Here is a 22,007-nt window from a genome sequence, read left to right on the forward strand (position 1 = left end):
ATGTTACTGGGAAAATGCTCAATAGAATAAATAACCAGATGTTATTAACCATAACCAGATCGCATTCTCGATTTGGGGATAACTAGCAAGGATCCGGGCATAAGTGGATCATTGTGTGAGTAAATTAGGGGCAAGATGTGTGGATCCACCGATTATTTACAAAATTATTGTGAATAACTTGGATCTTATTCACTGGATCTGTGATCAATTGCTGGTGATCTGACTTATCAACAGGTAAAATTAACGGTCATTTCATATAACTTAAATAGAGTGGGGCACCGTGTCATCTTCGCTTTGGTTGCAATGCTTGCAACAGCTTCAAGAAGAGTTACCAGCTACAGAATTCAGTATGTGGGTACGTCCGTTACAAGCGGAGCTCAATGGTAATACTCTAACTCTATTTGCACCAAACCGATTTGTACTCGATTGGGTGCGCGATAAGTACCTAAATAGCATTAACCGTTTGCTACAAGAATATTGTGGTAATGATATCCCGCATCTTCATTTTGAAATTGGGAACAAACGAGTTACTGCTCCAAAATCTGAGACTATCGCCCCAGCTCGTACCCGTACAGCCGCTGATGTGGCCGCTGAATCGTCAGCACCTGCGCAGTTACAAGCTCGTAAGCCTGTTCATAATATCTGGCGTGATGAAGAGCCTGTAGCGGTTGATCTTAACCACCGTTCAAACGTAAACCCAAAACATAAGTTCAATAACTTTGTTGAGGGTAAATCAAACCAATTGGGTTTGGCGGCGGCACGTCAGGTTTCTGATAATCCAGGAACAGCTTATAACCCGTTGTTTTTATACGGTGGCACCGGTTTAGGTAAGACACACTTGTTGCATGCGGTGGGTAATGCCATTGTTGATAATAAGCCGAATGCGAAAGTGGTTTACATGCATTCTGAGCGTTTTGTTCAGGATATGGTGAAGGCGTTACAAAATAACGCGATTGAAGAATTTAAGCGCTACTACCGTAGTGTTGATGCTTTGCTTATCGATGATATCCAATTTTTCGCGAATAAAGAGCGCTCTCAAGAAGAGTTCTTCCATACCTTTAATGCGCTGCTTGAAGGCAACCAACAGATCATCCTAACCTCTGACCGTTATCCAAAAGAGATCAACGGGGTAGAGGATCGTCTTAAATCTCGCTTCGGCTGGGGTTTGACGGTAGCGATTGAGCCTCCTGAGCTTGAGACTCGTGTTGCGATCTTAATGAAGAAAGCCGAAGACCACCAAATTCACCTTGCGGATGAAGTGGCATTCTTTATTGCTAAGCGTTTACGCTCTAACGTTCGTGAGCTTGAAGGCGCATTGAACCGTGTTATTGCGAATGCAAACTTCACTGGCCGTCCGATCACGATCGATTTCGTGCGTGAAGCACTGCGTGACTTGCTTGCCCTGCAAGAAAAACTCGTCACCATTGATAACATTCAAAAGACAGTCGCTGAATACTACAAAATCAAAGTTGCTGATCTATTATCTAAACGTCGTTCTCGTTCTGTTGCTCGTCCACGCCAACTGGCGATGGCACTGGCTAAAGAGTTAACTAACCACAGCTTGCCTGAGATTGGCGATGCATTCGGTGGCCGTGACCACACGACCGTACTGCATGCTTGTCGTAAGATTGCTCAGTTGCGTGAAGAGAGCCACGACATTAAAGAAGATTATTCGAACTTGATTCGTACCCTTTCTTCTTAATACACAGTATTCTTAACCTTAATAAGCAGAATCTTGGCCACGTACTATTACGCAGTGCCATTTAGACCGTAAGAGCAAGATATGAAATTTACCATTGAACGTAGTCACCTGATTAAGCCATTACAACAAGTATCTGGCGCACTCGGTGGCAGGCCAACGCTTCCAATTCTAGGAAATCTACTGATTAAAGTAGAAGATAACGTGTTGTCGATGACAGCAACGGATCTAGAAGTTGAACTGATCAGCCGTGTAACGCTTGAAGGTGATTTCGAAGCGGGCAGCATTACTGTACCTTCACGTAAATTCCTAGATATCTGTCGTGGCTTGCCAGACAGCTCAGTGATCACTGTGGTATTGGATGGCGACCGTATTCAGGTTCGTTCTGGTCGTAGCCGCTTCTCATTAGCAACATTACCTGCGGCAGATTTTCCAAACATTGAAGACTGGAGCAGTGAAGTTGAAGTGTCAGTGACACAAGCTGAGCTACGTGGTCTTATCGAGAAAACCCAATTCTCAATGGCGAACCAAGATGTTCGTTACTACCTCAACGGTATGTTGTTTGAGATTGAAGGTTCAATCCTACGAAGTGTCGCGACTGATGGTCACCGTATGGCGGTATCTCAAGCACAACTGGGTGCCGATTTTGCTCAGAAGCAGATCATTGTTCCTCGTAAGGGTGTGCAAGAGCTAGTGAAGCTACTGGATGCACCAGAGCAACCGGTAACGCTGCAGATTGGTAACTCTAATGTGCGTGCTGAAGTGAACAACTATGTCTTCACTTCTAAGCTGGTTGATGGTCGTTTCCCTGATTATCGCCGCGTAATGCCGCAAAATACTACCAAGACACTTGAAGCTGGTTGTGATGAATTACGTTCAGCATTTTCTCGTGCTGCGATTCTGTCGAATGAAAAATTCCGTGGTGTTCGCGTTAATCTTGTAGATAGCGAGATGCGTATTACCGCGAACAACCCAGAGCAAGAAGAAGCGGAAGAAGTGCTAGACGTAACCTTTGATGGTGATGCACTAGAGATTGGTTTCAACGTAAGCTACGTGTTGGATGTTCTGAACACACTACGTTGTGAGCAAGTTCGCATCTCAATGTCAGACGCCAATGCGAGTGCTCTTATCGAGAACGCACAAGACGACAGCGCGATGTACGTTGTTATGCCTATTCGCTTATAAGCGTTGTTTGTGATGTTTACTGATCAACAACGTTTACCTATCGAGTCGTGATTGAAGATTAATATGAAGACGTTATGCCTTTATCGCGCTTAATCGTTAAGCAGTTTAGAAATATAGAAGCCTGTGACATTCAACCGTCATCAGGCTTTAACTTTCTTATAGGGGCTAACGGGAGCGGAAAAACCAGTGTCCTTGAAGCGGTATATCTGCTTGGACATGGTCGCTCATTTAAGAGTTCACTCACCGGCCGTATCATACAAAACGAGTGCAGTGAGCTGTTTGTACATGGCCGTTTTATGACCTCGGATCAATTTGAGCTGCCAATTGGCATTAATAAGCAGCGCGATGGCACAACAGAGGTTAAAATAAGCGGTCAAACTGGGCAAAAATTGGCTCAGTTAGCTCAGGTTTTACCTTTGCAGTTGATTCACCCGGAAGGGTTTGATTTACTAACCGATGGACCTAAGCATCGCCGCGCATTTATTGATTGGGGAGTCTTCCACAGTGAGTCCGGCTTTTATGATGCATGGGGCAGGGTAAAGCGCCTCAATAAGCAGCGAAACGCCTTATTGAAAACGGCAACACACTATCGAGAACTGAGCTATTGGGACCAAGAATTGGCCCGTTTAGCGGAAAGTATCAGCCAGTGGCGTGCCACTTACGTTGAACAGCTTAAAGAAGTCGCCGAAGAAATCTGTGCGACCTTCCTTCCTGAGTTTGAGATAAAGATTAACTATTATCGTGGTTGGGACAAAGACACTCCATACGCCGAGATTTTAGAAAAGAATTTTGAAAGGGATCAGCAGCTTGGTTACACCTTTAGTGGGCCAAACAAAGCGGATCTGAAGATAAAAGTGAACGGCACTCCAGTGGAAGATGTCTTGTCACGAGGTCAATTGAAGTTGATGGTGTGCGCGCTGCGAGTAGCACAAGGGCAACACCTCACTCAAATGACAGGTAAGCAGTGCATCTATTTGATAGATGACTTCGCTTCCGAATTAGATAGCCAACGCCGAGCACGTCTTGCTGAGTGTTTAAAGGCGACCCAGGCTCAAGTTTTTGTAAGCTCTATTACCGCTGATCAGATTGCAGATATGCATGACGAAAATAGCAGGATGTTTCATGTGGAACATGGCAAAATAGAGCAAGGATAATTAGTCAGAGAGTAACTATGTCAGATAATTACGATTCATCGAGTATTAAAGTACTGAAGGGTCTGGATGCGGTACGTAAGCGTCCTGGAATGTACATTGGCGACACGGATGATGGTACCGGTCTGCACCACATGGTTTTTGAGGTGGTAGATAACTCTATTGATGAAGCGCTAGCTGGTCACTGTAATGACATCATTGTAACTATTCATGAAGATAGCTCAGTGTCTGTAAGCGATGACGGCCGTGGTATTCCAACAGAATTGCACCCAGAAGAAAAAGTATCAGCAGCAGAAGTAATCATGACGGTTCTTCACGCTGGTGGTAAGTTCGATGATAACTCGTACAAGGTATCTGGTGGTCTACACGGTGTTGGTGTTTCAGTAGTTAACGCACTTTCTAAGCAAGTTACTCTTACTATCCACCGCGGTGGCAAAATCCACACTCAAACCTACAGCCACGGTGAGCCTCAAGCGCCACTAGCGGTTATCGGTGACACGGATAAAACCGGTACAGAGATTCGTTTCTGGCCGAGTGAAGAAACCTTCACTAACATCGAGTTCCATTACGACATTTTAGCTAAGCGTCTACGTGAGCTATCATTCTTGAACTCAGGTGTATCAATTAAGCTAATTGATAAGCGTGAAGAAGACAAAATGGATCACTTCGAATACGAAGGCGGTATCCAAGCGTTTGTTGAACACCTTAATACCAACAAAACACCAATCATCCAAAAGATTTTCCACTTTGATTCAGAGCGTGATGACGGCATTACCGTTGAAGTTGCAATGCAGTGGAACGATGGTTACCAAGAAAATATCTACTGTTTCACCAACAACATCCCTCAACGCGATGGTGGTGCTCACTTAGCGGGTTTCCGTGCTGCGCTAACACGTACTTTGAACAGCTTCATGGACAAAGAAGGCTTCTCGAAGAAAGCGAAGACTTCAACATCAGGTGATGATGCTCGTGAAGGTTTGACGGCGATTGTTTCGGTGAAAGTGCCAGATCCTAAGTTCTCAAGCCAAACTAAAGACAAGCTGGTTTCTTCAGAAGTGAAGTCTGCCGTTGAGTCTACGATGGGTGAGAAGCTATCTGAGTTCCTAATTGAGAACCCAGGTGAAGCGAAAATCGTTTGTTCTAAAATTATCGATGCAGCGCGTGCTCGTGATGCAGCGCGTAAAGCTCGTGAGATGACTCGTCGTAAAGGCGCATTAGATTTAGCGGGCCTTCCAGGTAAACTAGCTGACTGTCAGGAAAAAGATCCTGCACAGTCTGAACTATATATTGTGGAAGGAGACTCTGCTGGCGGATCAGCCAAGCAGGGGCGTAACCGTAAGAACCAAGCAATCCTACCGCTTAAAGGTAAAATCCTTAACGTAGAGAAAGCGCGTTTCGATAAAATGCTGTCTTCTCAAGAAGTCGCAACGCTAATCACAGCCCTTGGTTGTGGTATTGGCCGTGATGAATACAACCCAGATAAACTGCGTTACCACAACATCATCATCATGACCGATGCCGATGTCGATGGTTCTCACATCCGTACACTGCTACTGACGTTCTTCTACCGTCAAATGCCTGAGCTGATTGAACGTGGTTACATCTACATTGCTCAACCGCCACTTTACAAAGTGAAGAAGGGTAAGCAAGAGCAGTACATCAAAGATGAAGATGCGATGAACCAGTATCAAGTATCTTTGGCTTTAGACAATGCAGAACTGCACGTAAATCCTGAAGCACCTGCGTTTGCCGGTGAAGGCTTAGAGAAGCTTGTTCAGCAATACAATGCAGGCATCAAGCTCGTTGATCGTATGAGCCGCCGCTACCCACGCGCATTGGTTCACGAACTGATTTACGTTCCTCGCCTAACCGCTGAGCAGTGTCATGATGATGCGGTGGTTGAAGCTTGGGGTAAGCAGCTAGTAGAGCAGCTAAACGGTAAAGAAGCGGGTGCAAGCCAATACAGCCTTGAAGTTGAAAAGCACGAAGAGCTAGGTTTAAGCGTTCCTAAGATTGTGGTTCGTACTCATGGTGTAACTCATGAGCACGTGCTGAGCATTGATCTGATTAACTCGAAAGAGTTTGGCAAGCTAGCGGATCTTTCTGAAGCACTTGATGGCCTGATTGAAGAAGGTGCTTACATTAAGCGTGGCGAGCGTACTCAAGAAGTGTCTAGTTTCGTTGAAGCTCTGAACTGGTTAGTGAAAGAGTCTCGTCGTGGCCTAAGCCTACAACGATACAAAGGTCTAGGTGAGATGAACCCTGATCAACTTTGGGAAACGACAATGGATCCTGAAACTCGTCGTATGATGCAAGTAACGATTGAAGATGCTGTTGGTGCTGATCTGTTGTTTACAACATTGATGGGCGACCAAGTAGAACCGCGTCGTAACTTCATCGAAGAAAACGCACTTAAAGTAGCAAATCTAGACGTTTAGTATCTTTGATACTTCGCTCTTTCGCTTAATTTCTGTGTCAGAGGTGCTCACATACATTCGTATGCTCCGCGCCTCTTCTTTGAACTAAAACGAAATAGCTTCGTCTCAAAAAACTAAATTTGTTGTTAAAAAGACTGCCAAAAATGGCGGTCTTTTTTGTTTTTAAGTGATTGAAAAATATTGGATTGGAAAAATAATTGAAAATAAACGCTTGAAACTGATTCGCTCAATCCACATATCTAGTTGTGAAGAGGATGACTGTCTTGCTCTACAAGAGAAGAAACAGAACCTTCATAACCGTTGCTAGAGTATCGCTCAATAGAGGATAAATTTGGCGGCACACAATATAAAAATTGATTCATTGTCATGTCCCAGAGTTGTCACCAAACGAGGTGAAGCCCGTGGAATGCGAATTGAATCCCTTAGCTGTTTACTGAATAATTCACAGGTTCGATCTCAGTAAAAATTACAGCTAAGACTATTGCTTACTAAAAGGATAGCATTATGAGAACTGTAGATTTCACTCCACTTTACCGCAACGCAATCGGCTTCGATCGTCTATTCAACATGATGGAAGCGAACACATCGAAGAACTCTTCTGGCGGTTACCCTCCATACAACATCGAGCAAAAAGACGAGAACAACTACCGTATTACTATGGCCGTTGCTGGTTTTGCTGATGACCAATTAGATCTTACTCAGAAAGAGAACATGCTAATTGTTAAAGGTGAGCGTAAAGCAGAAGCAGAGAAAACCTTCGTATACCAAGGTATCGCAGAGCGTGATTTCGAGCGTAAATTCCAACTGGCAGACTACGTAAAAGTGGTAGGGGCAAGCATGGAAAATGGTCTTCTTCACATCGACCTAGAACGCGAAATCCCAGAAGCGATGCAACCACGTAAGATTGCTATTAATGGTAATAGTCTTCTAGAAGGTTAAGCGTTATTAGCTCATTTAAGCTAATAAATCTCGGGAAGTAGAAGTGAAAGAGCACCAGTACCTTGAAGAAGGTCGGTGCTCTTTTTTGCATTTGGTCTACGGTAAGCTAAAAGCTCTGATTACTGCTCTGAGTAAGCTTTTTTCACTTCTTCAGCAATGATAGCAATACCTTTTTGCATCGCCTCATCATCTTGTACGTAGTTCATGCGTAAGCACTGGTGAGCATGATCCCACTCGTCTTCTTGGCCGATAAAGAAGTATTCACCCGGAACAATCAATACGCCACGAGCTTTGAGGCGGTCGTACAGCTCCATGGTGGTAATCGGCAGTTCATCAAACCATAGCCATAAGAAAATCGCGCCTTCAGGCTTGTGGATACGGAAGCGAGGGTCATCGATCGCTTCTTGTAAAAGCTCAACCGCACGTAGAGATTTCTCTTTATAGAAAGGTTTGATTACTTCACTGCTCAAACGCAATAAATCGCCTTTTTCAATCATATGATTGGCAATTGCCGGCCCAACACTGCTCGGCGCTAAGCTGATAATGCCATTCATGTTAGTCAGAGCTTGTGTTACTTCTTCGCTCGCAATCACGATACCGCAACGTACACCCGGTAAACCAAGCTTAGATAAGCTCATGCACAGAATCGTATTTTCATTCCAGAACGGTTCCACATCTTCAAAGATGATGTTTGGAAACGGCAGGCCGTAAGCATTATCGATCAGTAGTGGGATGTTGTTTTCGCGCGCCAGTTTATCCAGTTTACGCACTTCTTCGTCGGTCAGTACGTTACCAGTTGGGTTGGTTGGACGAGAGGCGCAGATAGCGGCAACCGAGTCATCAACCTTGAGCTGTTCAAAATCAACGTGGTATTTAAACTGGCGGTTTTCTAGCAGTTCGATCTCTGGGTGGTAAGAGATAAAAATATCGTCATCAATGCCCGCATCGCCGTAGCCGATGTATTCTGGTGCGATCGGCAACAATATCTTCTTGTGAGAACCGTCTGGCTGTTGACCCGCTAACAAGTTGAATAGGTAAAAGAAGCCACTTTGACTGCCGTTGGTCAGGCTGATGTTTTTCTCGTTGATGTCCCAACCATAGGTCTCTTTCAGCATTCCAGCTAACGACTTAATGAAGCTGTCTTTACCTTGTGGACCATCGTAGTTGGCGAGGGCGGCAATGAGTTCTCCACTGGCGAGCATGTCGGCACTGGCTTGGTTAAAGTAATCGAGCATGGCTGGGATAGCGGCTGGGTTACCACCACCGAGCATAATTGCACCAGGAGTTCGCAGGCCATCATTCAAATCATCCATTAAACGAGTGATTCCAGAGTATCGATTAAACTTTTCACCAAACTTTGAGAATTGCATTGCTTCGTATACCTAATTCATTGTGATTATTATTCGTAGATTATGATCAATCTTATGAACCCGAGCGTGGCGGGTTACAGTGGGTAATCTTTGAACATACCGCAATGTTTTTGCGGCGCAAAGCACGAATTGCCCTCACACGGAAAAAACTTCTCTTCTCACCGCTCCCGTTTAATCACTTTTTTCACTTTAAACTGAACTCAAACTGAATAGAACGACGGCAAATGTCAGAGCAATGTGAGGAAGGTCACTCTTGGATTGCTCAAAAATAGCGCACTGAATATTATTTCCTCCGAAGAAAAAACAACCTATCTATCTTTTGGAGAAACGAATGTTAACTAATTTATTTGTTAGAACTCAGCTATTTATTCAATCTTTTAATAATGATCAACGTGGTGTTACAGCGATTGAATACGCAATCCTAGGTGTGTGTATGTCAGCAATCGTATTGGCTGTATTTAACGACTCTCTTCGTGAAGCTTTAGAAGGTGCTATCACAACCATCACTAATAATATTGAAGCCGCTAATTCGTCGCCAAGTGTAGGTTAATTAATGCCTCATAAACTGTGGTGGTTAATTCCCTTAGCCACCATGGCTGCAATCGTCAGTTATCAAGATATCCGATACCGAATAATACCTAATGGAGTGGTGGTAGCTGTTGCTCTCTTGGGTGTTTTTTATATCTGTCAAACCGAAAAATTTGAGCAGTTTTATAACTTTTTCATAGTGTTAGCCGTCGGCGCAGTTTTATTTTATTTCAATGTTATAGCTGCTGGAGACAGTAAATTATTGGCTGCATTCAGTTTAATGGTATCGCCCAATATGATGTTGTGGGCGGTTAATGTGATTTTATTTGCAGGTGGAACCCTAGCGATTACTCAGTGGGTATTAGGAAAAACAACCGGTAATTCTGAGTGGACAAACAGAGGTGTTCCTTATGGGGTGCCTATTTGTTTAGGAAGCCTACTAGGTATAGCTGCATCGTTATAGGTGAATCATGAACTCCAAAATCATTCTTGGCTTAGCGTTCCTCGCTATATCTATAGGCCTCTATGGTGTGGTGAATGTACCGATGGATACTTTCCCCATTCAGCCTGAAGAACCAATTATAGAAGTGACTTTTAAGGTATGGAAACTCACTCACCCGACAGTGAAAGGTCAGCAGCTGAAGCGTAGCGACTTCGTTATAGAGTACTTGCCTGAAGCTCGTGCAGCGCTATTGGGAATCGATCGAAACATTGAGTTAGATTGGAATGCTCCTCAATTCGCAGTGCATGACATTGCCGCATATGAGCTGGTGGACTCGAATATGTTGACATCTCCCGGAGACAGTCAGTACTTACAGGCGGTGATCCGCCCTGGATTTGTTCCTTATAACGTTACGGTACCGGGAAGAGATGTATTAGGTGGCACCATCGCAGTCGGAGATTTAGTCGACATATCTGTTCTTTCAACGCCGGATCAGAACTTATCAAGTGAGGATACGGTGTCAGATATCCAACATCTCACTATGGTGCCATTACTGGCTCAAATACCGGTTTTGGACATGGTGACGTCAGAAAAAGCAGTGAGCACGTTAACGTTGGAAAAAGAGACTCAGGTGACATTGATCTTACAAGTGACGAATCAACAACTGGCACAACTCACGGTGGCACAGCGGATTGCAGAAGTGGCCGTGCATAAATCATTGGGTAAGGAATTTTCTGATGATCTAGAAGCTGATTCTTCAGACATCATTCCAAGCAGTGGCGGCACTGGTGGAATTCGTGAATACCGTTTTGAGTAGGGCGTTAACCATGAAAACAACAATGTTGACTTTAGTATTGGTTCTGCTGCTTCCATTCGAGGTTTTGGCTCAAGGCTCGACTAATTTAGCTCAGGGAGAAGCTAAAACCTTTTCGATTCGAGGGGAAATCGCTTCTGTTTTTATCTCAGGGAAGAATATTGCAGATTACCAAGTGATTGATAGTAATAAGGTCGTGGTGTTTGGGAAGAATATAGGATCTGCCTCGTTTATCGCATTTGATGCGAAAGGACGTGAATTATTTAACCGCTTATTGTTGGTGAATAAAAGTTATCGCGAAATAGAGCAACAAATTGATGTGTTATTTCCCGATGCGGAAGTGTTTGTAGCAGGCATCGGTGAGAACGTTGTTCTGAGTGGTGTCGTCGCTAATGAACAGGAAAAGGATAACATTCACCAGTTGGTGGGTGAGCTTTTGGGGAAAACAGCGAACTCAACCTCTTTTCAAATGAGTGATGAAGAGAGTGACGACATTGATGTGGGTTTTATGACTCAACTTAATTACGCAGGCGTCGTGAATAATATCGAAATATCAGCGACTAAGCAGGTGAACGTTAAGTTGACCATTGCAGAGGTATCGCACTCTTTTATGCAAGACTTCGGCATCAAGATGGGCAGCAATGGTACGCCCGGCATATTTGTGGATCAACTTACTCATTTTAGTGCTAGCGATATTGTCTCTGTTATTTCAGCTTTAGGTACCGATAGCGTTGGTCAAGTTCTAGCAGAACCTAATTTGTCGGTGATTTCAGGTGAGAAAGCGAGTTTCTTAGTGGGTGGAGAACTGCCCGTTGTGACGGTTATAGATGGTGCAACCAACGTTGAATATAAGGAATTCGGTGTGCGACTGGAATTACTGGCTAAGGTGCTTCGAGATGACAAAATTAAGCTAGCACTGACACCAGAGGTTAGCTCCCTAGATGGTAGTTACAGCAGTGACAACTTTGATTTACCAGCATTAAGAACACGACGCGCCCAGACAACCGTGGAACTGGGGGATGGACAAAGCTTCGTTCTTGGTGGGTTGCTTAACAGTGAAGAGAAAGAGTCACTGACTCGAATTCCCTACATTGGTGATATACCTATTATCGGTGCTTTGTTTCGCCATACAGGAACCGAACGTAGTAAAACTGAGTTAGTCATTGTAGCGACCGTTAATTTAGTTCAACCAGTCAAAGCGGAGCAGATCCAATTACCGACGATGAAAAAGACTAGCACGCTCAAGCGCTTTTTTGGACTAGGCAGTGGCTATGAACAATCACAACAAAAGTGGGCTGATGAAGTTTTGTCTGCTGGAGGGTTTAGCCAATGAAATCAATGATGGTTACTTTGTTTACCGCCGTCATTATTACAGGGTGTGTTGACCGTATATCGGAGCCTCGCGGAACGGAAGTTGAAGTTTTTCCTGTGACTTATCAGCTTAAACTTCGCTCTGACCAACCCCAGTTGGTGACCAGAAAAGTGAGTGAGTTTATCTTGGGTTACCCTAAAAATGTAAAGGTGGCGCAATGGAAAATACGCACCAAAGGGAGCGGGAATCAGGCGCTTTATAAAGAGGTTGTGAGCCAGTTAATCCAAGCTGGTGTGATGTCGAGTCAGATTGAATACAGTCAAATAGGTTATAGCCCAAATGAGCATAACTCAAACGCATCAGATCCGTTACCACTAGAGAGTCGCTTTGACTTAAGTCTTTCAGTCACAACATATAAGACCAAACTAGAAATTTGCCACCAGGAACGGGTCGGCGAGTATGGGAATGGAAGCTTAGGGTGCAATGTGGACACGAGCCGTTGGCAGTCAATGGTCAACCCGCACAAAGCAATCTAATTACTAACTGTTAGAGAATTTCAGATGTTTGATTTAGTGAATAAACTAAACAGTGCGGAACCTAAAAAATCGGAGAAACAGAATCGTTGTGCGATGCTTTTCCAAACCGAGATATGCCGCGACTTCATCCAAAAATCGTTCAGATTTGAAGGGTTGAATGAGCCTAGCTCGTTCGCCAGCCAAGACACAAATGTGACTAGATTAGAGCAATACCCAGATGTTGAAGTGGTATTTGTTGAATTAAATCAAAGCCAAGATATTGTCGCTGATGCTCAGTTATTGACTCATACCTTACCTCCTCATGTGTCAGTGATCATTATTGGCAGTGAAGATACCATATCCATCATTCGAGTCTTAAGACAGTTGGGTTTCTATTACTTGTTTTGGCCAGCGGGTGAAGCGGAAACGATCGATTTTTATCACAACGTTTCCCGTAACCACGCAGCACAACAAGGCGTGAGTACAAATCGTAAAGCCAAGCAAATAGCAGTCATGGGCGTGAAAGGTGGGGTCGGTACTTCACTAGTCGCGTGTGAGATATCTCGCCGTTTGGCCAAGCATCAAAATGCGAGTACTTTGCTAGTCGACTATACCTACACTGGCAGCAATATTGACGTGATGTTAGGGCTTAAGAAGTTTACTAAGCGCAGTGTTCAAAAAGGCACCCTTACTACAGGAGTGGATAATGATATCGCGACAAGCTTGGTACAAAATATTGAAAAAAATTTGTCACTTCTTGCGGTGGAATCAGATGAGTTTGGCCGTGATGAGTTATTCCAATACACCCAGTCTTTAAAGAAGCAGATGATTTCAAGTCATGCTTTTGTCGTGGAAGACTATTCTCACACTGCGACAACCAATGAAGAGTTTAGACAAGCGGTGGGGAAACTAGATGCTTTAGTCTTGGTATTTGATGCAACAGTATCGTCATTAAGAGAGCTGAATCGAATTCGTTCTGAAATCGATGTGCATTATCCCAACCTTGTCGTACTGACGGTAATGAACCGCTCTCGACCACATAACGCAGCGTCAATTAGTGAGGCGGATGTAGTTAAGTATTTTGGTCGAGAGGCAGACGCGAATTTAGTGTTTGATTTCAAAGCTAATCAATACCTACTTCAAGGTGAGCTGCTTAGTGAATCACGTTCTGAAATGAAATACGGACTGCAAACGTTAGTTGCCTTATTGATGGGAGAGAAAGTTGCGGAAAAAACAGCATTTTCATTCTTCCAGTGGTTAAAACGGTAAGGGGACGATATGGAACATGCACAGCGCATTTATTTACAACTGCGTAAGCAGATATTTGATGCACTTGATGCCAGTGTTATTGAAAGCTTACCGCGTCTAGAGTTAGAAGCTCAGTTAGCTAGCGCAGTTGATATGCTAGTGAGTCGAGATCAGTTATCTATTTCATCACTGGCAAAATCAGAATATGTCACCAGCATGGTACATGAGTTAGTTGGCCTCGGGCCTTTGCAGGTGTTGATGGATGATGACTCGATCACCGACATCATGATCAATGGCCCACAACAGGTTTATATTGAGCGTCATGGCTTAGTCGAGAAAGCACCTGTTCGATTTATCGATGAGAAGCAGTTGCTTGATATTGCTAAGCGCATCGCTAGTCGTGTTGGGCGCAGGGTCGATGAGTCTTCTCCTACTTGTGATGCCCGGTTAGATGATGGTAGCCGTGTGAATATTGTCATTCCTCCTATCACATTGGAAGGGACGTCAATCTCGATTCGTAAGTTTCAAAAGCAAAGTATTGGTTTTGAAGAATTAGTTGAGTTTGGGTCTCTTACTCCCGATATGGCAGGTTTACTTCAGTTAGCTGCACGTTGCCGACTCAATATTATTGTATCTGGTGGTACGGGATCGGGAAAAACAACGTTACTTAATGCTTTATCACAGCATATATCAGAGGGTGAACGAACCGTCACTATTGAAGATACCGCTGAGTTAAGGCTTCAGCAGTCACATGTTGTTCGAATGGAAACTCGTCATGAGGGCATTGAAGGGACAGGGGCTATTACCGCTCGAGATTTAGTGATTAATTCACTGCGAATGCGCCCAGACCGAATTATTGTGGGTGAATGCCGTGGTGGTGAAGCATTTGAAATGCTGCAAGCCATGAATACTGGGCACGATGGTTCAATGTCTACGTTGCACGCCAATACACCACGAGATGCTTTGGCTCGTGTCGAATCAATGGTGATGATGGCGACCAATAATTTGCCCTTAGAAGCGATCCGCCGCTCAATTGTAAGCGCGGTCGATTTAGTCGTTCAGGTCAGCCGATTGCATGATGGTTCTCGAAAGATCATGAATATCACTGAAGTGGTCGGTATTGAGGGAAGCAACGTGGTGTTAGAAGAGTTGTTCTCTTTCCAAACTTCACCTCACAGCCCTGATGGTCGCATTCGAGGTAGTTATGTGACATCTGGTGTTATGGCTCGTTCTGCGCTTTATGAAAAAGCCCGTTTCTTTGGTGTAGAGCAGAAGTTAACTCAAGTGATTGAGTCTATGACACTCAATCAATAGGAGTGAGACATGTATTGGTTGATTATTTTGGGTGGGGCAATACTCATGATTGTAGCGCTTAAGCCGAATAGAGCTCCTTCTGTTGATGAGTATTTATCACAGCAAGCGAAAGGTAATCTGAAAAGCGATCTGAGTTTTACGCAACAAGCGGTTAATTTTGCCAGTCTTTCTGATCGTAACTTCAAACAGAAACTTCGTGTGCGTTGGGATAACTTACAGCGCCAACTTGGAAAAATGGCATTAGGTAAGGTCGTCATTTTTTCTGTTGTAGCACTGCTTGCGATCGGCATTCTTAATCAAATGTCACTGCGCTTACCTTGGTTTGAAATTTTGCCTTTGACTCTCATTATCGCTTGGTTTTTTGGTTATCTCCATTTACAGAAACGAGAGAAAAAACGCTTTGAAGAAACCTTCCCTGATGCGTTGAACATGCTGGCAAGTTCCCTTAGTGCGGGTGAAAGCATAGGGCGAGGCATTGGGTATGTAGGGAAGAAACTTGAAGGTGAGGTAGGTAAAGAGTTTAAGCTGATGAGCGAGCGCCTCAATTTAGGAGAGCCGATTGATGATGTGTTTCGTAAATCTTGTCGTCGCTTTCCGTATCCGTCGTTTCATTTTTTTGTCATTACCTTGCGAGCTAACATGCAAAGAGGGGGGCAATTAAAAGAGGTGATGTCACGTCTGAATCGACAAATGTTCGAAGCGAGAGCTGTAGAAAGAAAAAAGTTTGCTCTTACTTCAGAGGCTCGTATCTCCGCAAAAATTGTAGGAGCAACACCATTCTTCTTTCTGTTTATTTTGCAGTTTCTTAGTCCTGAAAATTTTGAGTTCGTAATGCACCACCCAGAAGGGAGACCGATTCTTTACTACCTCATCACAAGTGAAAGTATCGGCATGCTGATCATCTGGGCGTTAATGAAAAAGGTGAAGTAATGGCTTCTTCAATAAACTTCTCGAACGTTGGGTTATTTTTCGCCTGGGCCGGCGTAGCATTTGGCTTGTTGCTCATATTTTATTGGTTAGTCGTGTGTACTCAGAAAAAACACCGTATAGCAGCCTTAGCGAAACATCATCGATTGGCCGATCAGTCAAAAGAGGCAGAAATAAAACTGAATCGTTGGTTGACGCCCATGTCGACTATTTTCGTCACCTCCGAAAGTGATATTACAGTGCGCTTTGCTAATGCTGGCGTGAGTGACATCCGGTGGGCTCAATGGTTTATGCCACTGAAGTACAGTGCGTTGTTTATCGGGCAAGTGGTTGTTGCAGGCGTGTGTTGGTTTATTGAGGTTTCGTCTGAATCATGGATCGCGATAGCTGCGGGGTGGGCTATGGTGGTTATTGTGATGCCTGACCTAGTCTTGAGCTCGATGGCTAAAAACCGTCAACGTCGAATCTCTCGTCAAATGCCGTATCTGATTGACCTAATGGCGATTTGCGTCCAAACCGGCATGACAATCGAAGCATCAATGAAATACCTCTCCATTGAAATGAAAAGCTTTGATAAAGAGCTTTCTAGCTTGTTGGAGGTGACAAACCAACGGGCTCGTTTGGTCGGAATGGAAAATGCCTTAGAGGAGTTGTATCGCAAGGTTCCATCACCAGAAGTTCGTAGTTTTGTGATGACGCTGACGCAGAGCATTCAACATGGATCCTCGATTTATAACGTGTTAACGACGTTGGCAGGCGATATTCGAGAAGTGCAAATGCTAGAGCTGGAAGAAGAAATAGGGAAGTTAGCTGCCAAGATGTCGATTCCACTGATCGTGTTTATCTTGATCCCAATTGTATTCGTAATTGCCGCTCCGGGGGTAATGAGGATGATGCTTAATGTTTAAGAAAATAATCGCGCTAACGTTAGTTTTAATGTTGGCGGCATGCAGTTCAACTCAAGCGAGTTGGCAGAAAGATGAGTCAAAAGAGGCTATCTATCAAAAAACACATAATTACGTTCAGTTAACCCGTTTGTATAAAAATCAGCTGCAGCAATACGACGCTGATGAAGTGAGAGAAAAACTCTCGAATACATATTTAGCTATGGGCGATGCTGAGTCGGCTCTGTTTTACATTGCCCCTGTTACTCAAAAACCACAACCCAGTGTGAACAGTTTATTGATGCAAGCGAAAGCATACGGTGAATTAGGTCAGTACCCAGCAGCGATCAGTAGTGCTAAACAAGTATTAGTGGAAAATGCTACACATGCGGCAGCCGAGAATTTACTGGGAACGTTTTATGGTTACAGCTATCAGTTTGATCTATCTCGTCGGTATTTTGAACGCGCGCGCGAGCATTTTTATGACTCGGTATCAGTGAATAATAATTTGGCTGTGCTCGATATTACGCAAGAGCATTATCAAGCAGCTATGGAGCGTTTATTACCATTGTATAAGCGCGGTCAGATGAACGAACAGATGATGGCAAACTTGACGTTGAGTATGGCTAAGTTGGGCCACTACCCGTTTGTCGAAAGTGTGTTGAGTGAAAGATACAGCAAGCACCAAATCCAAAAAATTTATCAGGCGTTGCGCCACCACACTCCTTATTCATTAGAGAGCCAAACGCTGGCAGTCAGTGGTCTTTCGTTATCGGAGGAGGCGGGTAATGCGATATAAGCAAAAGGGTGTCGCGAGCATAGAGTTTGCGGTGGGCTTTTTTGCTTTTTGGTTGATGTGTATGGCGTGGGTTGAGATGAGCTATATCTCGTACATTTCGGCGATCAACGACTTGGCGGTTTCAGAGGTGGCTCGCACAGCTAAAAAGGGCTCAGGAAATTATCTCGATACGGTAGATAAGGTTTTGCACCGAGAAGGCAGTATCTGGAATCAGGTTGTTAATGGCGACAATTTTCAAGTCACGATTCACTACTCTAAAAACCTGAGTGAGTTAGCTAGTATTACAGACCAATGCAGTATTTCTGGTAGTCAAAAATTTAAAGAGTGTGGTGATGCTGATAACGCAGCGCTTGCCATTTATCGAATTAACTACCGTTTTTCACCTATCTTTAGCTACTTCTTCACGACTCAGAATTTAATGAGCAGAGAGATGATTGTTGTGCAGGAATATGAAAGGTCAAAATTTGAAATTTAGAACCCTAAAGCATGGGAATTTGAAGAGTAAGCAGCAGGGGGTTTTTAGTATTGAGTTTGCCATGGTCGCTGTATTTTTCAGCTTATTGATTGCTTTCAGTGGTGACGTGATCATCAAGCTTTCATTGAAAGGAAAACTCGATCGACTCTCTTATTCACTGGTCAATGTACTTAAAGAGAGAACCCAACTTTATGATACTGATTATCAGCTTACAACTAAAGAAGTCGATGATATCGATATCATTGCTCAGCATTCCTTACTGCGTACCTTTGGTCATTTTGAACGGGAACACTATGGGTTGTTGGTGGAAGAGTTGAGCTTCAAACAAGTGGGTACACCCAACCCCGCGATCAGTGAAAAACGCGGTGTTGTTGCCTGCAGAATAAAGCAAACCATTGATTCATTAGAGTCCATGACGGTAGTGACTAACCGAGGTCGAGAAATGCCCCTGTACCGAGTGACGGTTTGTTATGAATCGGATAATTGGATTGGTGGTATTTTGGGGCGTGAGTTTACTCACGTGATGTCTGATTCTGTCGTGATCGGCAGGTAGAGCGAAGAGAAAGGTTATGAAACACGCTATGCGTAAGCAGTTTGGCCATGCAGCTATGCTGTTTGCCATTATGATCCCAGCTTTGTTTGGAGTGTTTATGCTTGGTTCTGATGGTGCCCGCGCATTACAAACCAAAGCTCGATTAGAGGAAGCTTCAGAAGCGGCTGTTCTAGCGGTATCAGCAAAAGATGAACAAGACCATCAATTGGCGGAGCGCTATATTCAGCATTATCTATATGACATGGACTCGATCCTAGATATTGAAGTTAAGAAGCTAGGGTGTGATGAAATACCTGAATGTATTGCTGCTACGGAAAGAGGCGAAGCACGCTACTTTGAATATCGTGTTGCGGGTCAAACACTGCACAAGTCCTGGTTTCCTGGTAACGATGTGATTTCTGGCTTTGGTGATAGCTTCAATGTGACGGGATCATCGAAAGCACGACGCTATCAAAGCCAGCCGATAGACATTACTTTTATCGTCGATTTTTCAGAATCTATGAATGACTCGTGGAGTGGTGGTCGGCATTCTAAGCTAAATGATCTGAAAGACATTATTGAAGATGTGGCTGATGAACTCGGCGCGTATAACGATCTATATCCAGAGCACCCTCATCGGGTTGCACTTACCGGTTTTAATCGCCGAACCATCAATAAAGATAAGAATGACAACTTAGTAGTTCGCGATCAGCGGGTAGTTTCAAGAGAAGGTGAATACGATAAAGACGATACGGTGAATTTTAACAAAACGATAGCTCAACAATTTATCGTTAAAGGAGAAGCCTCGCGTGTGCCTAATAGCGATGATGATGCACGGTTCTACGACCTCTATTTTACCACCGATTTTTCATCCTTCACTAAAAAGGTCAAGAAATTCAAAGCTGGGGGAGGCACTGCTTCACTGCAAGGCATTATTCGTGCAGGGCAAATTGTGACTTCAATGTCGAAGAACCAAAAGCAGCTGATCATTATTCTGTCTGATGGGGAAGATTGGAATCACTACGCAGGGCAAACCAATAAGCTTGTGTCGAAAGGTATGTGTAGCAACATTCTCAATATGGTCAACGGCGGCAAAGTTTCGGCAGATAATACGCATGATGACATAGAGGTAATTGGCGGGGTAAGCCAAGGAATGATGACACCTGATGGTGAACGAATGAACGCGCGCATGGCTGTGATTGGTTTCGATTATGAACTTAATAAAAACGTGGGTCTGCGTAATTGCGTTGGCCGAGATAATGTTTATAAGGCTGAAAACAAGGAAGACATTCTCAATAAAATTTTGGGATTAATTACGGAAGAAGTGGGTCACTTGGCGCAATAGAGGTATGTGACATCCTTTTTATTAACTGAATATTATTAAGAGAGCAAAAATGAAAACGCTTATATCTGTTATGTCTTTATTTACTCTGTCGTTTTCTATACTGGCAGCCCCTTTAAAACCAGATACCAACGAACTACTTTATCATTACTGCCATATGGGCGACTCTGAACTTGAGAAGACGGTAACGATCGGTCAGGGGAAGAAAGTGATGTATCACCAAGGCCCGTTCATGCAAGTGAACGCAAGCACAGCTAATCAAGCGATTAAAAATCTGATTCAAGATAAGTTAACTCAAGTATCAGAAAGTGCTGATTGCGCACAATACTTACTGAGTCGAACTAAATTTGTAGAAGGTAAGTTGGCTCGTGAGGTGTTGGCTCGCGTGACTTTTGATTTCGATGACGATGAACTGAATCAAAAATCTCGTTATTTATTGTTAAACCTTATAGCTAAACTTGAACATCAAACTCCCGAATTTATCGTCACGGGGAATACCGACTCAAAAGGTAGTGATAGTTACAACTTAAGCTTAGGCTTGCAGCGCTCGAATGTTGTTGTTGGGTATTTGAAAGAGCAAGGCGTAAATATTGAAGACCTGACAGTGAGTTCACAAGGTGAGGCGAACCCAGTGCAGAGTAACGAGACTGAATCCGGTCGCCATAACAATCGCAGGGTTGATATTCACTCTTAACCCTGCCCTACAAATTTAACTTGTTGGGAGCAGTATTTTTAAAACGACACCCACGGATGGGTTATCTGATTGCTCGAACCAGATTGTCCCTTTGTAGCTATGGAGTATCTCATCACATAGCGCCAAACCTAATCCTGTACCATGGGTCTTCTGATCGGCTCTTACGCCACGTTGAAATAAGGTTTGGCTGATCGAGTTATCTATTACTGGCCCATCATTATAGATCTCAATCAGGATCTGCTGTTCGCTTTGAGTGGCTTTGAATTCGATAGAGGTTTGTGCGAACCGATAAGTATTTTCTAATAGGTTACCGAGCACTTCCATAAGATCATCTTTATTAAGAGGCACGGTCTGTTGGTCGTCAAACTGAGTGATGAATTGGATCTTTTTGTCGGCATGGATTTTCGTAAACATGCCTACTAGGCTGTCGAGGATTGGTTTTATCGGTGTCGATGAAGTCGTTATACCTTTAACGCCTAGCGAAGCCCTTTTGAGTTGTGCCTGAATTAAGCTATCCATTTCTAACAGTTGTTGGTTGATTTGGTCATTCTTTGTTTTGGATGAGTCTTCATCAAGTAATGCTTGAGAAACTGTCACGCGAGTCTTCAAACTATGGGCGAGATCATTGAGAGAACGCTTATAACGCTCCTGATTTTCTTTTTGTTGGTATAGCAATTCGTTCAATGCACTGGTGACGCTATGTAAATCTTCAGGGTATGACTGGGCTAATTGGTTTTGTTTACCCTGCTTTATGTCATTCAGTTCATTCTCTAGTCGAGTAAACGGCGCAAAACTAATACGATAAAAAACCAAAAGTAGAGCACTGATCAAAGCAAGCGCAACCACTAACACTCCAACCGCGGTGTATTTTAACTGATGTATGGGTTCTATTTTCTCTTCGACCCTTTGGGTAAAGATAACTCTGCCATCTTTTTTTTCCTGGAAACCTTTCCAGAGAATTGTGTGGACAATAAAAGCGGCGCCATTCGATCTTTCAACCAAACGAATAGTATCTATGGGGAAATTTAGATCATGACACAGTTCGTTGACTTGAGATTGGCTGACGCCTATCTCTGATAGCAGCTTAGCTCGTCTTTCAATATTTACTGATGTCCATACTTGTTGATTGTTGTGATCACATAGAGTGACGCTAGTGTTGGGAGACTCTTTCGCATAGAACCTATCCCACTCCGTCAATGGCGGTATTTCCCCAGAAGACAGCAGTTCATTGATTACAGCAGGCAATTCTCGAAGGGTATTTTTCGAGTAGTACTCAAAAAGTTGGTGTTTTTGACTGTTGTAGTAGAACCAGGCGCTAGTGAGTACCATTGAAATCATAATGGAAGCAGCAACGGCGAATGTCCGACGTCTGAACTGAGTTTTGTACAGTCTTTTCATA

Annotated in this window: 21 protein-coding genes; 19 read left to right on the forward strand and 2 right to left on the reverse strand. The window is 43.7% G+C overall.

The annotated features are described in order from the left end of the window. The first annotated feature begins 280 nt into the window (after positions 1-280). From dnaA to AB4513_RS15490, 5 genes are all read left to right on the forward strand, one after another. Positions 281-1,702, forward strand: coding sequence for a chromosomal replication initiator protein DnaA (gene dnaA / locus AB4513_RS15470; protein ID WP_009848136.1), 1,422 nt, complete (start codon positions 281-283; stop codon positions 1,700-1,702). Between the two features lie 81 nt (positions 1,703-1,783). After that, on the forward strand, positions 1,784-2,884 hold the full coding sequence (dnaN, locus tag AB4513_RS15475; RefSeq protein WP_009848137.1) for a DNA polymerase III subunit beta: 1,101 nt from the start codon (positions 1,784-1,786) through the stop codon (positions 2,882-2,884). A 74-nt stretch (positions 2,885-2,958) separates the two neighbouring features. After that, positions 2,959-4,038: a DNA replication/repair protein RecF gene (gene recF / locus AB4513_RS15480; RefSeq protein WP_017103129.1), complete on the forward strand. Its 1,080-nt coding sequence runs from the start codon at positions 2,959-2,961 to the stop codon at positions 4,036-4,038. A gap of 17 nt (positions 4,039-4,055) precedes the next feature. Further along, positions 4,056-6,473: a DNA topoisomerase (ATP-hydrolyzing) subunit B gene (gyrB, locus tag AB4513_RS15485; RefSeq protein ID WP_009848139.1), complete on the forward strand. Its 2,418-nt coding sequence runs from the start codon at positions 4,056-4,058 to the stop codon at positions 6,471-6,473. Positions 6,474-6,977: 504 nt separating this feature from the next. Beyond that, positions 6,978-7,412, forward strand: coding sequence for an Hsp20 family protein (locus AB4513_RS15490; protein ID WP_009848140.1), 435 nt, complete (start codon positions 6,978-6,980; stop codon positions 7,410-7,412). A gap of 119 nt (positions 7,413-7,531) precedes the next feature. Here the strand turns inward: AB4513_RS15490 and AB4513_RS15495 are convergent, their stop codons facing one another. Then, complete coding sequence (locus tag AB4513_RS15495; RefSeq protein WP_009848141.1) at positions 7,532-8,782, reverse strand: valine--pyruvate transaminase; 1,251 nt, start codon at positions 8,780-8,782, stop codon at positions 7,532-7,534. A gap of 331 nt (positions 8,783-9,113) precedes the next feature. Between AB4513_RS15495 and AB4513_RS15500 the strand changes: the two genes are divergently transcribed. Genes AB4513_RS15500 through AB4513_RS15565 form a run of 14 tightly spaced genes read left to right on the forward strand, consistent with a single transcriptional unit; the run spans position 9,114 to position 20,608 of the window. Beyond that, entirely contained in the window at positions 9,114-9,332 is a 219-nt protein-coding gene (locus tag AB4513_RS15500; RefSeq protein ID WP_009848142.1) for a Flp family type IVb pilin, read from the forward strand. Between the two features lie 3 nt (positions 9,333-9,335). Beyond that, positions 9,336-9,773 (forward strand): prepilin peptidase, encoded by a 438-nt coding sequence (locus AB4513_RS15505; protein WP_102258031.1) that lies wholly within the window; start codon positions 9,336-9,338, stop codon positions 9,771-9,773. 7 nt (positions 9,774-9,780) lie between these two features. Continuing rightward, positions 9,781-10,569: an RcpC/CpaB family pilus assembly protein gene (locus tag AB4513_RS15510; protein WP_009848144.1), complete on the forward strand. Its 789-nt coding sequence runs from the start codon at positions 9,781-9,783 to the stop codon at positions 10,567-10,569. Between the two features lie 10 nt (positions 10,570-10,579). Continuing rightward, the gene (locus AB4513_RS15515) at positions 10,580-11,899 is read left to right on the forward strand and encodes a type II and III secretion system protein family protein (protein ID WP_009848145.1); all 1,320 of its coding nucleotides are present in this window, start codon (positions 10,580-10,582) and stop codon (positions 11,897-11,899) included. Beyond that, positions 11,896-12,414 carry a hypothetical protein gene (locus tag AB4513_RS15520; protein ID WP_009848146.1) on the forward strand — a complete coding sequence of 173 codons (519 nt, stop codon included), beginning with the start codon at positions 11,896-11,898 and terminating at the stop codon, positions 12,412-12,414. Before AB4513_RS15515 ends, AB4513_RS15520 begins: the two co-directional genes overlap by 4 nt. 24 nt (positions 12,415-12,438) lie before the next feature. Further along, complete coding sequence (locus AB4513_RS15525) at positions 12,439-13,662, forward strand: P-loop NTPase (RefSeq protein WP_102258030.1); 1,224 nt, start codon at positions 12,439-12,441, stop codon at positions 13,660-13,662. 9 nt (positions 13,663-13,671) lie between these two features. After that, positions 13,672-14,955 carry a CpaF family protein gene (locus AB4513_RS15530; RefSeq protein ID WP_009848148.1) on the forward strand — a complete coding sequence of 428 codons (1,284 nt, stop codon included), beginning with the start codon at positions 13,672-13,674 and terminating at the stop codon, positions 14,953-14,955. A 9-nt stretch (positions 14,956-14,964) separates the two neighbouring features. After that, positions 14,965-15,885 carry a type II secretion system F family protein gene (locus AB4513_RS15535; protein ID WP_009848149.1) on the forward strand — a complete coding sequence of 307 codons (921 nt, stop codon included), beginning with the start codon at positions 14,965-14,967 and terminating at the stop codon, positions 15,883-15,885. Then, positions 15,885-16,790, forward strand: coding sequence for a type II secretion system F family protein (locus AB4513_RS15540; protein WP_009848150.1), 906 nt, complete (start codon positions 15,885-15,887; stop codon positions 16,788-16,790). The genes AB4513_RS15535 and AB4513_RS15540 overlap by 1 nt, the downstream gene beginning before the upstream one ends. After that, entirely contained in the window at positions 16,783-17,565 is a 783-nt protein-coding gene (locus tag AB4513_RS15545) for a lipopolysaccharide assembly protein LapB (RefSeq protein WP_009848151.1), read from the forward strand. Before AB4513_RS15540 ends, AB4513_RS15545 begins: the two co-directional genes overlap by 8 nt. Further along, positions 17,555-18,040, forward strand: coding sequence for a TadE/TadG family type IV pilus assembly protein (locus AB4513_RS15550; RefSeq protein ID WP_009848152.1), 486 nt, complete (start codon positions 17,555-17,557; stop codon positions 18,038-18,040). The genes AB4513_RS15545 and AB4513_RS15550 overlap by 11 nt, the downstream gene beginning before the upstream one ends. Further along, positions 18,015-18,593, forward strand: a complete 579-nt coding sequence (gene tadF / locus AB4513_RS15555) for a tight adherence pilus pseudopilin TadF (RefSeq protein WP_009848153.1) — start codon at positions 18,015-18,017, stop codon at positions 18,591-18,593. Before AB4513_RS15550 ends, tadF begins: the two co-directional genes overlap by 26 nt. Positions 18,594-18,609: 16 nt before the next feature. After that, the gene (locus AB4513_RS15560) at positions 18,610-19,917 is read left to right on the forward strand and encodes a pilus assembly protein TadG-related protein (protein ID WP_009848154.1); all 1,308 of its coding nucleotides are present in this window, start codon (positions 18,610-18,612) and stop codon (positions 19,915-19,917) included. Positions 19,918-19,966: 49 nt separating this feature from the next. Continuing rightward, complete coding sequence (locus AB4513_RS15565) at positions 19,967-20,608, forward strand: OmpA family protein (protein ID WP_009848155.1); 642 nt, start codon at positions 19,967-19,969, stop codon at positions 20,606-20,608. A 15-nt stretch (positions 20,609-20,623) separates the two neighbouring features. On the opposite strand, the gene AB4513_RS15570 is transcribed toward AB4513_RS15565, so the two are convergent. Then, entirely contained in the window at positions 20,624-22,006 is a 1,383-nt protein-coding gene (locus tag AB4513_RS15570; protein ID WP_009848156.1) for a sensor histidine kinase, read from the reverse strand. Position 22,007 lies beyond the last annotated feature (1 nt).

It is taken from the genome of Vibrio sp. 10N.222.54.E6 (assembly GCF_041473955.1).
GTDB classification, from domain to species: domain Bacteria; phylum Pseudomonadota; class Gammaproteobacteria; order Enterobacterales; family Vibrionaceae; genus Vibrio; species Vibrio tasmaniensis_A.

Bases quoted from the DNA above. Each gene is read 5' to 3' on its own strand.
- AB4513_RS15510 (WP_009848144.1), top strand. From the start codon at position 9,781: ATGAACTCCAAAATCATTCTTGGCTTAGCGTTCCTCGCTATATCTATA.
- AB4513_RS15495 (WP_009848141.1), bottom strand. From the start codon at position 8,782: ATGCAATTCTCAAAGTTTGGTGAAAAGTTTAATCGATACTCTGGAATC.
- AB4513_RS15545 (WP_009848151.1), top strand. From the start codon at position 16,783: ATGTTTAAGAAAATAATCGCGCTAACGTTAGTTTTAATGTTGGCGGCA.
- recF (WP_017103129.1), top strand. From the start codon at position 2,959: ATGCCTTTATCGCGCTTAATCGTTAAGCAGTTTAGAAATATAGAAGCC.
- AB4513_RS15520 (WP_009848146.1), top strand. From the start codon at position 11,896: ATGAAATCAATGATGGTTACTTTGTTTACCGCCGTCATTATTACAGGG.
- AB4513_RS15515 (WP_009848145.1), top strand. From the start codon at position 10,580: ATGAAAACAACAATGTTGACTTTAGTATTGGTTCTGCTGCTTCCATTC.
- dnaN (WP_009848137.1), top strand. From the start codon at position 1,784: ATGAAATTTACCATTGAACGTAGTCACCTGATTAAGCCATTACAACAA.
- AB4513_RS15535 (WP_009848149.1), top strand. From the start codon at position 14,965: ATGTATTGGTTGATTATTTTGGGTGGGGCAATACTCATGATTGTAGCG.
- gyrB (WP_009848139.1), top strand. From the start codon at position 4,056: ATGTCAGATAATTACGATTCATCGAGTATTAAAGTACTGAAGGGTCTG.
- AB4513_RS15565 (WP_009848155.1), top strand. From the start codon at position 19,967: ATGAAAACGCTTATATCTGTTATGTCTTTATTTACTCTGTCGTTTTCT.
- AB4513_RS15505 (WP_102258031.1), top strand. From the start codon at position 9,336: ATGCCTCATAAACTGTGGTGGTTAATTCCCTTAGCCACCATGGCTGCA.
- AB4513_RS15550 (WP_009848152.1), top strand. From the start codon at position 17,555: ATGCGATATAAGCAAAAGGGTGTCGCGAGCATAGAGTTTGCGGTGGGC.
- AB4513_RS15500 (WP_009848142.1), top strand. From the start codon at position 9,114: ATGTTAACTAATTTATTTGTTAGAACTCAGCTATTTATTCAATCTTTT.
- AB4513_RS15570 (WP_009848156.1), bottom strand. From the start codon at position 22,006: ATGAAAAGACTGTACAAAACTCAGTTCAGACGTCGGACATTCGCCGTT.
- tadF (WP_009848153.1), top strand. From the start codon at position 18,015: ATGAAAGGTCAAAATTTGAAATTTAGAACCCTAAAGCATGGGAATTTG.
- AB4513_RS15530 (WP_009848148.1), top strand. From the start codon at position 13,672: ATGGAACATGCACAGCGCATTTATTTACAACTGCGTAAGCAGATATTT.
- AB4513_RS15525 (WP_102258030.1), top strand. From the start codon at position 12,439: ATGTTTGATTTAGTGAATAAACTAAACAGTGCGGAACCTAAAAAATCG.
- AB4513_RS15540 (WP_009848150.1), top strand. From the start codon at position 15,885: ATGGCTTCTTCAATAAACTTCTCGAACGTTGGGTTATTTTTCGCCTGG.
- AB4513_RS15490 (WP_009848140.1), top strand. From the start codon at position 6,978: ATGAGAACTGTAGATTTCACTCCACTTTACCGCAACGCAATCGGCTTC.
- AB4513_RS15560 (WP_009848154.1), top strand. From the start codon at position 18,610: ATGAAACACGCTATGCGTAAGCAGTTTGGCCATGCAGCTATGCTGTTT.